Origin of the sequence: Chitinophaga sp. RCC_12 (assembly GCF_041360695.1) — a bacterium.
Taxonomy (GTDB): domain Bacteria; phylum Bacteroidota; class Bacteroidia; order Chitinophagales; family Chitinophagaceae; genus Chitinophaga.
This window is the reverse complement of sequence record NZ_JBFUPS010000005.1, coordinates 37,650-53,166: the sequence shown is the minus strand read 5'-3', so window position 1 is coordinate 53,166 and position 15,517 is coordinate 37,650. Positions and strand designations below refer to the sequence as shown.

Here is a 15,517-nt window from a genome sequence, read left to right as displayed (position 1 = left end):
ACGCAATAATAAACACAATTGCTTCCTGATAATATCCCTGGAAACAGGTATAATAACCTGTGTATATTCTGTTTAATTTCAAGGCCATATGCAGGCAGGAATCAAACAAGAAAAGAATATGATGATAAATTCCAGCGGTCAGGCACTTAGTCGGGATGATGAAAAACAGGTACGTTGGTGGCGTAAAAAGTATAGCAGGAAAGCCTGGCTATGGGCCGGCTTGCTCGCACTCCCTCTCCTGCTGTCAGCCTTGTTTTTTATTTTATTCAGCCGGGAAGAAAGGCTGTGGGCTTATATATTTATGCTTCCCTTTATGCCATTTGCTGCATTTTTTGTTTATAAGCTGGTGAATGTTTTTGGAAAGATGAGGCCAACCCGGACCGCTCTGCGCAGGGGATTGAAACAGGTGACCACAGGTACGCTGCAGGAGGTAACAGCAGATAAACATCTGCTCACTTATACGATAGACCATAACACCATAAAGGTAGCTGCACCGGGACCTTTAGAACATGTTTCCGGCAGCTTTTTTTTGCCGGGGGCATTAATCGTATTGGAATGGCTTCCCGTCACCGTACAAGATAATATACTACTGAACGTACATTATAAAGATGTGCCGGAAGCGACCAGCATCGCCGGACCCGCAGACACAGCAGAAAAAGCGACCCTGATGATGCGCTGGAACAGCCCCACCATCAAAATACTATTCCTCACGCTCGCAGTTCCATTTGGCATTTGTCTCATGGTTTCTGAAAGGGCACGCGAACCTGCAATAATGTTAGGCATGCTACTTTTCGTTGCAGCGATGGCTGTTTTCCTGGCAGGGTTCACCCTGATTTTTAATCACCGTGTACAAAACGCTGAACAAAAAATAACCCTTACCGGTGTCATTACGGAAGTTTTTGTTTCCCGTTATGATAACGAAGGCAGTGGAGATACTAAGATATATTGGTACCGTATTGGGCAGCAAATTGTATCGGGATATCATGATGATGACCGCTTCCTGCCCGGTGATAAAGTTTGCTGCGTTTACCTGGCCAATAAAAAAGGAACGCAGCAAGGGCTGTTCAGCATAGCATTGCTATAGTTAAGGCAAAAAAGCGGTTATTCCTTTTTCAGGTCAATGGTGATGAACTCCGAATCCGGCAAAATGATGTTTAGCTGCTCATAATCCCTTTTGTATGTCACCTTCGCACCTTTGGGCAACTGGCGCCCCCCCGCCAAATGATCTTTATACAGTGTTCCTGAAACGAACGTACTATCGGTAGCGATGACCGCTTTGCCGGTGCAGGGCCAGCCAAACACCAGCTGATCATACGCAAGTGTAACGTTCCACGTATCGGGGTGATTGATAACAACCCCTATGTAATCTTTCACCTGCAAATTGAAAAAGCGGGTGGGCTTCGACAAATGAACCGAATCAACATCCATCAATTGCGCCTGTTTCCTGTAGTTCATATCAAAATCAGTTTGATAATAAACTGTATCGTTTGTTGAAAGAGCAATACCGGCTACGGTTTCAGGCTGTTTTAATATGAAAGTGTGAAACGCCTTCTGCTGCCTGAATTCCCTCCTGCTTTCCCCATCACTGATCCATCCGCTCACTATTACCCACATCGCTACCAGCAGCGGAAACAGTAACACGGCGGCGCCAATGCCGGAAAACCATCTTACCCAGCGGCTGTTTTTCCGGCGAAGACAGGCCCATAGCAACAGACAGCCTGCTGGCAGGGTAACATACCAAAAGTAAAACGTGTATATTAAATACTCGCCAAAAGGCCCGAAATGAAAGTCCATCCGTTTATTTTAATCAGTATTGTTCTATCAGCTGCAAAGATAGCCCTCTCATGATGGTTATATATACCTGTAAATGGGGAGTTCTTAAAGATGGTCCTATAATATAGCATAACCCCTTTCGACTCCCCCCTGTTCATTTCATTCATTTTAACATTGCCATATCCATTTCATCCTTTATCCGTGTTAATCTTCTAGCTATCAGTATTATAATTAAATTACTACTGTCGAAATGAATTTGGATATCGTCTATTGATCATATTGCTATCGAAAACTCCCTAATGACTTCAAATCAAAGTCCTCCTCAGCATTTTTACGCCCTCGACGCTATCAGAGGCATCGCCGCTATGATAGTGGTCCTATACCACTGGCAATTTTTTTACTACGCAAACGACGTTTATGTACAGGGAGGATTTGAGAAAACCGCGCTTCCGTGGTATAAATACCTGTCTATTTTCTATACTGATGGGATGGTGGCGGTCGACCTGTTCTTCCTCCTCTCGGGGTTCATCTTCTTCTGGCTGTATGCGGAGAGGATTGCCAACCGGCAGATAAACTTCCGCAAGTTCATCATTTACAGGGTCAGCAGGCTCTATCCTATTCACTTTGTTACCCTGGTGCTGGTGGGAGTGCTTCAATGGCTGATGCTGAAAAATATAGGTCACTACTTTATCATTCAATATAATGATGGCTATCATTTCCTGCTGAACCTCCTCTTCATGCAAAACTGGGGATTTGAGAAAGGTGCTTCCTTTAACGGTCCTTCCTGGTCTGTTTCTGTAGAAGTATTCCTGTATTTCCTGTTTTTTATTATCTGTTACCTCAAACTGGAAAAGAACAAACTGCTGCTTTTCCTGCTGATTCCTCTTGGCGCATTTATACAATATCATTATTCCCTCATCGGGAAAGGCATGTTTACCTTTTTCCTGGGGGCATTTGTATACTACCTGTACGTTTGGATGATGAAAGAAAACAGGGCAAAAAAATACCTGCCGTCTCTCATCACCATCACGCTCCTGCTATGGATAGCCATGTTCGCGGAATACCAATTCTCATTTTTACAGGGAATATGGATAAAACTGCTTCACCAGGTGATGCCCGGTACAAGTACCGACACCGCGATGAGCCTGTTTGGCCAGCTCCGGAACTTCTTTTTCCGCCTTGCTGTATCTCCCTGTACTATCCTTACCCTGGCAATGTGGGAAACAACCAAAGGTATGCTGAACAAGAAATGGGCGCTGCTGGGCAACTGTAGCTACGCCATGTACCTGATCCATTACCCGTTACAGATAATATTCGTTCTCGTAGTTGACTGGTTTCATATGAGCCGCCTTGTATTAAGATCGCCGGTTACATTAATGCTGTTTTTCCTTTTACTGATCCCGTTAAGCATGGTCACTTATTACTATTTCGAGCTGCCCGCCCAGGACAGGCTCAGAGCCAGATTTTCCAAAAAGAATAAAACCCGTGTAACGATTGCTGATGTGAACGTAACGACTTAAAAAGTTCCGTAATGAAGGAGGCCTATCACCTCCTGTTTGATGAAAAACCTTTAGCGAATAATTACCGGAGAAAATCCTGTATTCACACGTCATTTTATACAATACCGCATTGATAAATTAATCACTATATATGGGATTGAAATTTAGCTTACCACTGATCCTGGCGTTAGTTATCATTACCGGATGCGCGGGCACCCAAAAACTAACTTACTTTAATGACATTGCCGCAGCGACGGGAGCCGATTCCCTCAGCCGCCTGCAGCAGCTCAAAATACAACCCGGTGATATCCTGCAAATCACCATCACCACCCTCGACAAAGAAGTATCACAGATCTTTAATCCCAACGTGGCGGTTTCCGGCCCCGCGGCAGGAACCGGCATAGAACAGGGCTACCTGGTAGACAGCACCGGTAATATTTCCCTTCCGGTCATCGGGAAGATAAATGTAAAAGACAAAACAACCGCTGCTATCAACGACCTGGTATCGCAGGAGCTGGAGAAAACAGTCCGCAATGCTTATGTAGCTACCCGCCTGGTAAACTTCAGGATCTCCGTACTGGGCGATGTGGCCCGTCCCGGCTCGTTCAGGATCGGCGCAGAAAGGGCCTCCCTCCTGGATGCATTAAGTATGGCAGGCGACCTCAACGTAACGGCTAAACGCGATGACATCATGATCATCCGGGAAGTGAATGGCATAAAAACATATGCTTCCATCAACCTGAACGACAGCAAAACTCTCTCGTCGCCGTACTATTATCTCAGCAATAACGATGTTATATATGTAAAGCCCGGACCAGACCGCAAGTTCGCCACCTCCAAAACAATACAGCTGCTGCCGGCTATCATCGGCGTAATATCACTCATTACCACGATTGTCATTTTAAGTAAATGATCCGTAATATGAATCAACCAAAAACGACAAACAACAGGAACTCCGTTATAGATCTCAATGATCTTTTCCAGAAAATAGTTTTTCACTGGCCATTATATCTCCTGGTGCTCATGGCCATGGTGACCAGCGCCATGTTATATCTCAAGTACAAAAAACCGATATACATGTCGAGCGCCAAACTGTACCTGAAAGATGAAAAAAAAGGCGGCGGGGAAGAAATGGATGCCCTCAAATCACTGTCGCTTTTTAACAACGGTAAAAATATCGAGAATGAGATGGAGGTGCTGAAATCCCCTATCCTGGTGGAAAAAGTAATCGCAGGCAACAGCTTTAATATCCGGTATTACATAAAAGGAACCGTAAAAAATGAAGAGATCTATAACCAACCACCGCTCCACCTCCGCGTGCTGGGCGACAGCTCCAAGGTAGGGAACTACATTTTTGATGTAACCCGGGAAAAGGACCTGCTGAAAATAAAACTGGTGAACTATACCACCGACACCAGCCTGCAGTTAACAGCAAAGCCCGGCGAACCGTTTACCGTGGCGAAAGATAAATTCGTGATTACCTTTTCCCCACTCGCCGGCAGCACTCCTGCAAGCACCTTCCGCATCCGGGTGGATTCCGTACCGGAATACGCCTACGAAAAGATAGAGGAAATAGGTACTGCCCTCGTTAACAGGGACGCCACCGTGATACTGGTGAGTTACAAAGACCCCGTTCCGGAAAGAACCGCCGACTTCCTCAACTCCCTGCTGGAAGCCTACAACGAATATACCCTCGATGATAAAAATAAAGTGGCCTTCAAAACCATTCATTTCCTGTCGGTGAGAGTGGATTCCTTAAAAGAAGAACTGGGACTACTGGAAAAACAGGAGGAAAATTTCAAGATCCAGCGAGGCATCACCGATATTGACGCCAGTTCCAAACTGGCACTGGAACAGGTAAAGGAAGCGGATATCCGGCTCAGTGAAGCCAACCTGCAGCTGTCGGTATTTGACCAGGTGGACGGCTACATCAGCAACCCCGCCAGCGATTACCCCTTCGCCCCCGTGCTTGGCAACATCGACCAAACACTTACTTCCATGATCAACCGGTATGAAGAAGCGCTCCGGGAAAAGAAACGGCTCTCCCTTTCGCTGAAACCTACCAGCGACATCCTGAAAAATGTGGAGTCGCAAATTACCGACACCCGGAAAACCATTAAAGACTATATCTCCGGCTACAGGCGGAATGCCGGCGTAGTGCAAAGAAAAACACAGGACAAGGTAAACCAGATACAAGGCAAAATAGCGAATATACCTACCTACGCAAAGGAATACATTAACATCAAAAGACAACAGGGCGTGAAGGAGAACCTGTATCTCTATCTCCTGAAAAAGAAGGAAGAAGCATCGGTTGCTTATGCGAGTAACGTGGTAGACAATAAGGTGATAGCACCGGCATTTGTTCCCGATAAACCCATCACCCCGAAAAAATCACTGGTATTCATTGGCTTTATTGCAGCAGGACTGGTACTTACCAGTGCCTATATCTATCTTAAATATTTCTTAAACCCAAGTGTACTCAGTAAAAAAGAAATAGAACAGGTGTTCGACCTGCCGGTGATCGCAGAAATTTACCAGCAGGAAGAAGGTGCACGCGATATGTCGCTCCAGAACAGATCCGTACTGGTGGAACAGGTGTTTAATATGCGTACCAACCTGAAGTTCCTGCTCACCGGGGTAACCGGTACGCCCACCATCCTGCTTACCTCCAGCATATCGGGCGAAGGAAAAACGTTCCTGTCGGCTCACCTGGGCAACTCCTTAACAGTAAGCAATAAAAAAGTAGTGCTGCTGGAACTGGATCTCCGTAAACCAAAGCTCTCGCAGTTCCTCGGGCTGGATCATAACGTGGGCGTTACCAATTATATCATCGGTAATAAAACCATTGAAGAGATCATCAAAAAAGTACCCGGTACCGACGGCCTCTACCTGGTTTCCTCCGGCCCCATTCCGCCTAATCCCATTGAGCTGATTGAAGGAGACCGCATGGCTGATCTGCTGGCGCAGCTGAAAGACCTGTTTGACTATGTGGTGATTGATATGTCGCCCATCGGTATCGTGTCTGATGCGAAAAGCATTTCACACCAGGTAGACTGCGCCCTGTTTGTAGTGCGGTACAATTTCACGCTCAAATCCAAACTGATACCGGTATCGGAAAATATCCGGAAAGGATTCTTCAAAAAAACCGGGATCATCTTTAACGGTATAGAGCAGGATACTTTCTACCCTTATTATTACTACGATCATTATTCATACACAGAAAATAAACAACATCATCATACGTGGTCGTCACTTGTTAAAAAAATAAAACAACGCATTGCATAAACTATTTGAAAATAGCGGTTGGCTCCTGGTTGATAAGCTCAGTAAATTATTCCCGGGCATTATCATCATGGCGCTTATTGCCAGGCACCTGGGTCCTGAAGAATTCGGGATCTGGAACTATGCGCTGGCGCTCACCACTATTATCGGCAGTGTGGCCATATTGGGCATGGATAAACTCGCCGTGAAAGAGTTGATCAACAATGAACACAAACAGGGAACTATTGTAGCCACTGTGATCCTGATGCGGATCATTGCAGGCGTGGTGTGCATGGCGGTAAGCGTTGGCATCGTGCTGCTGACCGGAAAGCATCAGCAGCTTTATCTTTACTGTACCATTTTCTCTGCCCTCATCATCCTCTTGCAGTCCTTTGATGTGCTGGATTATTTCTACCAGGCAAAAAATAATGTCAAAAAGGTGATCATCCCTAAAGTGGTGGTATTTATCATTTTCTGTGGGATAAAAGTGCTCATCGTATACCTGGATGGCGCGCTGATTGCATTCCTGTGGACTTCCGTGATAGAATTAGTGGTTACGTACCTGATCATCATAGCGGTATATGTATCCCGTCATGCTGCGGCTTTTACCTGGCGTATTGATACGGCATTGGCACAAACGCTGCTGGTACAAAGCTGGCCACTGATGCTCTCCAACCTGGTGGTGGTGTTGTTTATGAAAATCGACCTGGTGTTGCTGGATGCATTGGCTAACCCTGCTGAACTGGGGAAATATGTAGGCGCCGCCAGGATTTCTGAACTCTGGTACGCCATTCCTACGGTGATATCCGTGGCCATGCTGCCCAGCCTCCTGCAAACAAAAAAGATCAGCCACAAGGCTTACCTGGCAACGCTGGAAAAATGGCTGCGGCTGTCCTTCTGGCTGAGCGTTGTCATTGCTGTAATGGTTACATTAACCGCGCATATCATCATTCCGTTTCTCTATGGCCCAGGTTACGTAGCGGCATCATGGATGCTGATGATCCATATCTGGGCAGGTATCCCTGTATTTCTGAGCATTGTGATGGTGCAATACCTGTTCGTGGAAGGGGAATATAAAATATACCTGTACGGTAATCTTTCCGGCCTGATCGTGAATGCAGGCATTAATTTTTTCCTGATCCCGCTATACGGCGGCATAGGCGCTGCCATTGCCACAGTAGCGGCTTATAGTACTGTTTATGGCATGTTGCTCCTGCTCGACAAAAGCGGCCAGGGATACCTGCTTACCATAAGAATGTTTCATCCCTTACTGGCATTTTCTGATATAAGACAAGTATACAACAGCCTGCGGATTTTCACCACCAACCTGGTTACCGTACAACAAAAAAACTATACCAAATGAGCAGCATCAGAGATATCGCTGTAAAATTAGTCACCACTTTATTCCCCCGCCTCAGTTATGGTGTGCGGGCCTACAGTTCGGAGGGCGAAGACCTGATCCTGAAAAGGATTTTCGACCAGAAAAAGAAAGGCGTTTATATAGATGTGGGGGCGCATCATCCCTTCCGGGTATCCAATACCTACCTGCTTTACAAGAGGAACTGGACGGGCATCAACATAGATCCGTTGCCGGGTTCAAAGGCATTATTTAACAGGCACCGGCCCAAAGATATTAACCTGGAAATAGGTGTCTCGGTAGTAAAACAACAACTCACGTATTTCATTTTTAATGAACCGGCTTTAAGTACTTTTTCTCCTGAAAAAGTAAAAGAATATACACAGTTAACCAAATACCGGGTGATCGGTGAAAGAAAGGTAGATACCTGGCCACTGGCGGATATTCTTGATAAATACCTGCCGGAAAATGTTGCCATAGATTTTATCACCATCGACGCCGAAGGGCTTGATATGGAAGTACTGAGATCTAATAACTGGAATAAATACAGACCCGCATATGTACTGGCAGAATCGTCACCCTTTGAGGTACTTCAAACAGACCGCAGTGAGTTATGCCAGTTTATGCACCAGGTAGGATATAGCATGTTTGCCAAAACCTATTACACTTACTTCTTTAAAAACATGAACGCGTAAGATGTCCGGAAGCAGGTTATATGTACAATATGGTTGCGGGCCTTTTTCGGCGCCCGCCGGCTGGAAAAATTACGATTCCTCGCCCACCCTCAGGATCCAGCAGATGCCCGTGATCGGGAAACTGCTGAAACCCCTGATGCATGTTTCCTTTCATAAGGATGTGTTGCTGGGCGATATCCTCAGAGGCTTGCCCGGTATAAAAGAAAGTTCCTGTGACGGTATTTATTGCTCACATGTACTGGAACACCTTTCTTATAACGACTGCCTCCTGGCGCTCAGGAATACCTTTCACATCCTGAAGCCCGGCGGATACTTCCGCTGCGTGCTGCCCGACCTGGAAGGCGCCGCCAGGAGATATATTGATCAGCTAAAGAATAACGATCCAAAAGCCAACACCAGCTTCATGGAAGAAACCCTGCTGGGTAAGGACGACAGGATCCGCGGCATGAAGCAGCTGGTACAGCTGGCCCTGGGTAACCGTGAACACCTCTACATGTGGGATCACCTGTCGTTATCACACCAGCTGGCTGCAGCAGGATTTAGAAACATACGGCACTGCGGGTTTAACGACAGCAGCGATGCCATGTTTAAACTGGTAGAAGAAGAAATAAGATTTAATAACGCCGTTGCATTGGAGGCAACCAAATAATGTTACAAACGCCGGTCTTATTACTGGTATTTAACCGCCCTGAACAAACGCTGTTTGTATTCAGCCAGATCCGGCTGCAGCAGCCGGAACAGCTGTTTATTGCCGCCGATGGCCCACGGCCGGACAGGCCGGGAGAAGCTGCGCTGTGTGAAGCCACGCGGACAGCCGTTTTACAGGGCATCGACTGGCCATGTAAAGTAACAACGCTGTTCCGGGAACACAACCTTGGCTGCGGCAAGGCGGTAAGTTCCGCGATCGACTGGTTCTTTAACCAGGTAGAGGAAGGGATTATACTGGAAGATGATTGTGTACCGGATCCCACCTTCTTTTCTTTCTGCACGGCGATGCTGGAGAGGTACCGGTTAAACAACACCGTCATGCATATCAACGGAAGTAATTACCAGTCGGGGGTTACACGGGGAATGGCATCCTATTACTTTTCCCGCTACGCGCATGTGTGGGGATGGGCTACCTGGCGTCGCGCATGGCAGCATTACGATTTCTCCCTTCACCGCTACCAGCATAATTCCCGGAGCGGGCTCAATACTTTTTTACGGGCCGAACTGCAATCCATATACGACGCTCAAACAGATACCTGGGATATCCAATGGTTCATGACTGTATGGTTTTGCAAAGGATGGGTAATTACGCCGAATATTAGTCTTGTCAGAAACATTGGCTATGGCAAAGAAGCCACCCACACCCGCTCCGCTCCGCGGTGGTTCAGGAAAATACATTACGGCGCTATAACGGATATCATTCACCCTGATGAAAACAACATTGATGAGGCAGCAGACAGGTATACCATCAACACACTATATAACAGCGGCAGGCTCTCTATCAGGCTTAAAAAAATAGTAAAGAACAACAGGTTGCTGTACAGTTTATACAAACGCATCCCGTGATCAGTAAAAAATAATATGGAAACAGGATATACCAGTCTTCAAAGCAGTAATTTTTTCGTGGAATGTTTCAGGGAAAGCATGCCCCTGGTCATTGCCGCGATACTGCTGTACCTGTATTATAAAAAGCGGATCTCTATTATAGACACGCTGCTGTATGCCTTTGCGTCGGAGGCATATACTATGCTTGTTATAGGGCCTACTTTTACTGCTACCTTTTTTGTTGGCATCTTCATTTTCATTGAACAGGCGCATCAGTTGTTTACCGGCAAACAGTACATCCGGAAAGAATATCTTTTCCTGCTGTTGCTTCCGCTCCTGTCCAATATTGCCGTGTTCCTGATCACACAGTTGTACAAAGATCCCTTTAATTACCCCGGTGGTAAAATGCTGGCTTTTTATACCAAGCCCATTTATTTTTATATAAAAACCTACTTACCACTATTTGCGATTGGCGCCAAAATAGTACAGGAAAGGGAGCAGCTTTCGTTTGAGAAGTTTACAGCTACCATGAAAAAAATTGCGGTGATATCCTGTGTGATTGCCACCATACAAATCGCCGTACAGCTGACTTTCAGGAGCGTGGAACTGAGTGAACTCCTCGGGTTACAGAGCCGGTACATGCTGCAGGAAATCAACGGCCCGCTGGGGTTACGCGTACAGGCATTATTTGCGGAACCCAAAATATTCAGCGCTTTCCTGTCTTTAGCGATTCCTTTATTTGTAAGGGACAGGAATTACAAAGCGGCCATTGTAATGGTCATTGTAGGCATCCTCACTTCTTCCCAAACTTTCTGGATAAATATCCTGGCCGGCGGCCTCCTGTTTGTATGTCTCCCTAAACTAATGCCGGTAAGATGGAAGATCATCAGTACCCTGGGTATGATCGTCGGCATTTTCCTTTCGATCGCTGCCTCAAAAGAATACTTCCTGAAACATTACATGGCTAACCGCAACCAGCCGGTATACCAGCTTCTCTTCGAAAGATCTGCCTACCGGTACGATAATGAGATCTGGGGTAAGAATAATATTATACTCGGGATTCCGCTGCAAAGGGATATGGAACTGCCGGTGGTCGACTTCCTGCGGGATGAACCCTACCTGGTTATATCCGGGTATGGTGCGGGAAACAGCACCTTTATTCCGGCGAGCTATTTCTTTGGACAGCTGAGTTACCAGAACCGGGTAGCAGGCATTGGCGGGCATAACCTCAATATGCGATGGTTTTTTATCCTGGCAGAATTTGGCGCTGTTTCCCTGTTTTTCTTCTTCCTGATACTCACTAAAACCGGGAGGAATATTGCGCCCTTTCAGCGCAGCTACCTGGCGTATGTAGCCGTTTGTTTCTTTTTCAGCCAGATAGACCTGTTCCTGATAATAGTGGCATTACTGTGTGCATATGATAACGAATCCATAAATGATACAGGATATGAACAAAGTACGTAGCATACTATGGGGTATCCGGTTCCGGCTGTCGTTGCTGTATCATTACCTTTTCAACAGCAAGGTAAGACGACGGACAACGTGGCGCGAAATGAAGTACCATCTCTTTTCGCCGCGCATGTATGCCATCGCCAATGAAAAGGCCACCCTGGTAAATAAAGATGACAAATACAATTACTACCGGATAAAAGGTTACGAGGACCTGTTTATTTACCCGGCCTCTGCCCCCCATTACAGCTTTGCGATGATCCTGGCGGAGGCAAGGCCGGAACACTGGCATTACTATGAGATCCCGCAAACAGCCATCGCCCCGGGCGATGTGGTGGTTGACTGTGGCAGCGCCGAAGGCTTCTTTGCATTCAAACACCAGCACACCGCCAGCCGCATTTTTGTACTGGAACCTCTACCCCTGTTCGTGGATTCCCTTCAACAACTGTTCCACCAAAAAAGCAAAGTGGTGATTCTGCCGGTGGCAGCGGGGGATACCTGCCAGAAGGCGTACATCAATATGGCCTCCAACGACACGGTACTGAATGGCACCATCGGCCAGCACAACAGCAACGGGAATGCGGTGGAAGTGGAAGTAGTAACGCTCGACAGCCTCTTTGCAGAAAAGGGTATCCGCATAGATTACCTGAAGGCAGACATTGAAGGATTCGAGGAAAACATGATCCGTGGCGCATTGGAAACTATCAGGGCCAGCAAACCCAAAATAGCCATCACCACTTATCATGAAGGACAAAATTATGAAACGCTGATAGCCCTGATAAAAGGGGTGGTACCGGAGTACAATCACCTCGTAAAAGGGATTCATTACATCTCCGGCAACCCGGTGATGTTACACATGTGGATTTAATCATACAATGATGCAGGTATTTTTGGACAATATTGTATTCTCTATTCAGAAAGCAGGTGGCGTATCTGCTTACTGGTACGAGCTGTTGTCCGGTATGTGCAACAGCGGGTTGTCGGTTGGCTTTTTAAATGCACGCCCGGGATCAGACAACATCTTTGAACGGAAAATAGATTATCACCGGTTTAATTGTATCCGGGAAAGCTGGATTCCCAGCAAGTACCTCCGCTATCTCCCGGTACGCTACCCACTTCCGGCGGCGGCGGTTTTTCATGGAGGATACCTGCGGGTTTCTCCACAGAAAAATATCCTCAACATCCTTACGGTACACGACTTTGCGCACGAACGGAAACTGGCATCGAAGTTTCCGCGGGGACTTGCCAATACCCTGCAAAAAGCATACGGTATCAGGCGTGCCGACGGCATTATCTGTATTTCAGACAGTACCCGGAAAGAGCTGTTCCACTTCTATCCCGGCATCGATCCCGCAAAGGTGAGGGTGATCTATCACGGGATTGCCGGCGACTTCTACCCCATCGACAAACGTCTGCCGGTAAGCTGTTCGCTGGAGATGGATCTTCAAAAAAAATTCATTCTCTATGTAGGTGCGCGCAGGAATTATAAAAACTTTTTCATGGCGGTAAAAACAATGGAGCTGCTGCCTTCGTCCTTTCACCTGGTAATAATAGGTGGTGAGCCCTGGAATAAAACGGAGATCAATATGATGAAAGAAAAACTGGCCGGCCGTTATCATATTTTCCCGACCGTTAGCCAGGCCGAACTCAATATTTTATACAACCGCGCATTTTGTTTGCTCTATACTTCCGCGTATGAAGGCTTCGGATTTCCGCCGGGAGAAGCCATGAAAGCAGGGTGCCCTGTGGTCGCCACCAGTATGACCTCCATGCCCGAAGTAGTAGGAACCGCCGGGCTGATGGCCGATAAGCCGGATCCACTGCTGTTTGCAGAAAAAATAAGCTTCCTGGAAAATGACACATTCAAACAACAGCTGATAACACAAGGACTTCAACAGGTACAACAGTTCACATGGGATAAAAGCGTACAGGAAACAATTGGTTTTTACAAAGATTGCTGGAACTACAAATTCTCGACATGAGTATCATTTTCAAAATTGCAGACACGGTAAAAGTATTCCTGACATCCGGCAGGGGTTTCACTTCGTTGCTGGAAAAAGGTGCGTCTGTAGCCTCTACGCAGATACTACACAACTGCCGGCACTATATCCCCTCGTTAGGCGTAATTATAGACGCAGGCGCCAACCAGGGACAGTTTGCCATGGCTGCCAGTCACTTTTACCCGCAGGCGCGTATCCATTCCTTTGAACCCCTGCCCGGCGTATTTTCCCTGTTGCAACGCAATACCCGCAGGCTCACCAACATCAACACCTATAACATGGCGCTGGGTAACTCCACCGGGACACTGGAATTTTACAGCAATGCGTATTCCCACGCCAGCTCAGCCCTGCATGTATCTGATCTGCAAAAAAACATGCTTCCCAAAACAGCTAACTCCAGCCGCATACGCGTACCGGTACAACGCCTGGACGACCTGCGGCATAAAGTTCCTTTTATCCCGCCGGTATTATTGAAAATGGACGTGCAGGGATTTGAAAAAGAAGTACTGAAAGGGGCACTGCATAGTCTCCGGCAAATTGACTACCTCCTGTTTGAAACCTCTTTTGTTCAAATGTATGATGGCGAGCCACTGTTTGATGAAATGCACCATTTTGTTAAAGAGCTGGGATTCGATTTTATAGCGCCTGTTGGCTTCCTGCAATCGGAAAAATTGCAGATCCTGCAAATGGACCTTTTATATAAAAGAAAGAAAGGATGAAAATTGTTGTGAACGACCATTCCGGCCATGCCTTTACCTTACAGCTTAGCCGGCAATTTGCGGAAAGCGGGCATGAAGTATTGCATGCCTACTCTGTTTCTTTCCAGTCGCCCAAAGGAAACTTTGAAGACCTTCCCCTGTCGGGGTCCGGGCTTACCGTGCTGCCTATTATGATCAAAGGGAAATTCGACAAATACTCTCTTTTAAAAAGAAGGAAACAGGAAATTGAATACGCGCGTCAGCTGACTGACAAACTGGATACATTCCGGCCTAACGTAGTACTGAGCGGCACAACGCCGTTATTTGTACAGCAACATGTACAGCGATACTGCATCCGGAAAGGGATCAAATTTGTGTACTGGTGCCAGGACATTTACACCATCGCCATCCGGCAGATTGCCCGCCAAAAGTTAGGCATGATCAGCTTTCCCATCTGGTACTATTTTAAAAGCCTGGAAACAAAACTGCTGAAGAGGAGTGCGCATGTGATCAGTATTACACAGGACTTCAATGATCTTTTTGACAAGTGGAAATTGCATCCGGAGCAGGTAACCTGTATTCCTAACTGGGCGCCGCTCCGGGAAATAACGCTCACCGGTAAAAATAACGATTGGGCGCAGCGGCACAATGTAGCAGATAAAACCTGTATTGTTTATTCGGGCACATTGGGATTAAAACACAATCCGGCGATGCTGTCGGCAGCAGCAGCCTATTTCCGTACGCATAAAGACGTAGTGTTTATTGTTATCTCCGAAGGATTGGGAGCGGCCTTCCTGCAAAAAGAAAAAGAGGAACTGCAGCTGGACAACCTGCTGCTCCTTCCCTTCCAGGATTTCAGGGATATGAGCCAGGTGCTGGGCGCAGCGGACATCCTGCTGGCCATACTGGAAAATGATGCGGGCGCCTATTCCGTGCCGTCGAAAGTACTCACTTACCTGTGCGCTAAAAAGCCTATTGTGCTGGCGATGCCACCGGATAACCTGAGCGCGGCCATTGTACTGGACAACAAAGCTGGCTATTGCATTTCCCCGGATAATCAGCAGGGCTTCTGCCAGCACATAGAAAAGCTGCTCGCGGATGCGGCATTAAGACAGGAAATGGGACACAACGGACGGGCATATGCAGAAAAGCATTTCGACATAAAACATATTGAAAACAAATTCCTTCAGGTATTTAATACCATCCTGAACTGATAAAGATACTCATTCATAACCGGCGCCACCCATACTAT

The 15,517-nt window shown here is 46.8% G+C and carries 14 protein-coding genes; 13 read left to right on the top strand and 1 reads right to left on the bottom strand.

Features of this window, described 5'->3' with window-relative positions; all coding sequences use genetic code 11:
- The first annotated feature begins 118 nt into the window (after positions 1-118).
- Positions 119-1,084 carry a hypothetical protein gene (locus AB6805_RS16075; RefSeq protein ID WP_370910451.1) on the top strand — a complete coding sequence of 322 codons (966 nt, stop codon included), beginning with the start codon at positions 119-121 and terminating at the stop codon, positions 1,082-1,084.
- Positions 1,085-1,101: 17 nt separating this feature from the next.
- Here AB6805_RS16075 and AB6805_RS16070 read toward each other — a convergent pair whose 3' ends face one another.
- A complete protein-coding gene (locus AB6805_RS16070; protein ID WP_370910450.1) occupies positions 1,102-1,794 on the bottom strand; it encodes a hypothetical protein in 693 nt (230 codons plus the stop codon).
- A gap of 278 nt (positions 1,795-2,072) precedes the next feature.
- On the opposite strand from AB6805_RS16070, the gene AB6805_RS16065 reads away from it, so the two are divergent.
- From AB6805_RS16065 to AB6805_RS16010, 12 genes are all read left to right on the top strand, one after another.
- The gene (locus AB6805_RS16065) at positions 2,073-3,293 is read left to right on the top strand and encodes an acyltransferase family protein (RefSeq protein ID WP_370910449.1); all 1,221 of its coding nucleotides are present in this window, start codon (positions 2,073-2,075) and stop codon (positions 3,291-3,293) included.
- A gap of 130 nt (positions 3,294-3,423) precedes the next feature.
- A complete protein-coding gene (locus AB6805_RS16060) occupies positions 3,424-4,185 on the top strand; it encodes a polysaccharide biosynthesis/export family protein (RefSeq protein WP_370910448.1) in 762 nt (253 codons plus the stop codon).
- 8 nt (positions 4,186-4,193) lie between these two features.
- Entirely contained in the window at positions 4,194-6,557 is a 2,364-nt protein-coding gene (locus AB6805_RS16055) for a GumC family protein (RefSeq protein ID WP_370910447.1), read from the top strand.
- Entirely contained in the window at positions 6,550-7,896 is a 1,347-nt protein-coding gene (locus AB6805_RS16050) for a flippase (RefSeq protein ID WP_370910446.1), read from the top strand. Before AB6805_RS16055 ends, AB6805_RS16050 begins: the two co-directional genes overlap by 8 nt.
- A complete protein-coding gene (locus AB6805_RS16045; protein WP_370910445.1) occupies positions 7,893-8,585 on the top strand; it encodes an FkbM family methyltransferase in 693 nt (230 codons plus the stop codon). Before AB6805_RS16050 ends, AB6805_RS16045 begins: the two co-directional genes overlap by 4 nt.
- Before the next feature lies 1 nt (position 8,586).
- Positions 8,587-9,234 carry a methyltransferase domain-containing protein gene (locus tag AB6805_RS16040; RefSeq protein WP_370910444.1) on the top strand — a complete coding sequence of 216 codons (648 nt, stop codon included), beginning with the start codon at positions 8,587-8,589 and terminating at the stop codon, positions 9,232-9,234.
- A complete protein-coding gene (locus AB6805_RS16035) occupies positions 9,234-10,139 on the top strand; it encodes a glycosyltransferase family 2 protein (RefSeq protein WP_370910443.1) in 906 nt (301 codons plus the stop codon). Before AB6805_RS16040 ends, AB6805_RS16035 begins: the two co-directional genes overlap by 1 nt.
- Before the next feature lie 15 nt (positions 10,140-10,154).
- Positions 10,155-11,582: a hypothetical protein gene (locus AB6805_RS16030; protein ID WP_370910442.1), complete on the top strand. Its 1,428-nt coding sequence runs from the start codon at positions 10,155-10,157 to the stop codon at positions 11,580-11,582.
- Positions 11,566-12,435, top strand: coding sequence for an FkbM family methyltransferase (locus AB6805_RS16025; RefSeq protein ID WP_370910441.1), 870 nt, complete (start codon positions 11,566-11,568; stop codon positions 12,433-12,435). Before AB6805_RS16030 ends, AB6805_RS16025 begins: the two co-directional genes overlap by 17 nt.
- 10 nt (positions 12,436-12,445) lie before the next feature.
- On the top strand, positions 12,446-13,549 hold the full coding sequence (locus AB6805_RS16020) for a glycosyltransferase family 4 protein (protein WP_370910440.1): 1,104 nt from the start codon (positions 12,446-12,448) through the stop codon (positions 13,547-13,549).
- A complete protein-coding gene (locus tag AB6805_RS16015; protein WP_370910439.1) occupies positions 13,546-14,286 on the top strand; it encodes an FkbM family methyltransferase in 741 nt (246 codons plus the stop codon). The genes AB6805_RS16020 and AB6805_RS16015 overlap by 4 nt, the downstream gene beginning before the upstream one ends.
- On the top strand, positions 14,283-15,479 hold the full coding sequence (locus AB6805_RS16010) for a glycosyltransferase family 4 protein (protein WP_370910438.1): 1,197 nt from the start codon (positions 14,283-14,285) through the stop codon (positions 15,477-15,479). The genes AB6805_RS16015 and AB6805_RS16010 overlap by 4 nt, the downstream gene beginning before the upstream one ends.
- Positions 15,480-15,517: the final 38 nt, after the last annotated feature.

Coding starts and splice junctions, on each gene's coding strand:
- AB6805_RS16075 (WP_370910451.1), top strand. CDS start 119: ATGATGATAAATTCCAGCGGTCAGGCACTTAGTCGGGATGATGAAAAA.
- AB6805_RS16070 (WP_370910450.1), bottom strand. CDS start 1,794: ATGGACTTTCATTTCGGGCCTTTTGGCGAGTATTTAATATACACGTTT.
- AB6805_RS16065 (WP_370910449.1), top strand. CDS start 2,073: ATGACTTCAAATCAAAGTCCTCCTCAGCATTTTTACGCCCTCGACGCT.
- AB6805_RS16060 (WP_370910448.1), top strand. CDS start 3,424: ATGGGATTGAAATTTAGCTTACCACTGATCCTGGCGTTAGTTATCATT.
- AB6805_RS16055 (WP_370910447.1), top strand. CDS start 4,194: ATGAATCAACCAAAAACGACAAACAACAGGAACTCCGTTATAGATCTC.
- AB6805_RS16045 (WP_370910445.1), top strand. CDS start 7,893: ATGAGCAGCATCAGAGATATCGCTGTAAAATTAGTCACCACTTTATTC.
- AB6805_RS16040 (WP_370910444.1), top strand. CDS start 8,587: ATGTCCGGAAGCAGGTTATATGTACAATATGGTTGCGGGCCTTTTTCG.
- AB6805_RS16035 (WP_370910443.1), top strand. CDS start 9,234: ATGTTACAAACGCCGGTCTTATTACTGGTATTTAACCGCCCTGAACAA.
- AB6805_RS16030 (WP_370910442.1), top strand. CDS start 10,155: ATGGAAACAGGATATACCAGTCTTCAAAGCAGTAATTTTTTCGTGGAA.
- AB6805_RS16025 (WP_370910441.1), top strand. CDS start 11,566: ATGAACAAAGTACGTAGCATACTATGGGGTATCCGGTTCCGGCTGTCG.
- AB6805_RS16020 (WP_370910440.1), top strand. CDS start 12,446: ATGCAGGTATTTTTGGACAATATTGTATTCTCTATTCAGAAAGCAGGT.
- AB6805_RS16015 (WP_370910439.1), top strand. CDS start 13,546: ATGAGTATCATTTTCAAAATTGCAGACACGGTAAAAGTATTCCTGACA.
- AB6805_RS16010 (WP_370910438.1), top strand. CDS start 14,283: ATGAAAATTGTTGTGAACGACCATTCCGGCCATGCCTTTACCTTACAG.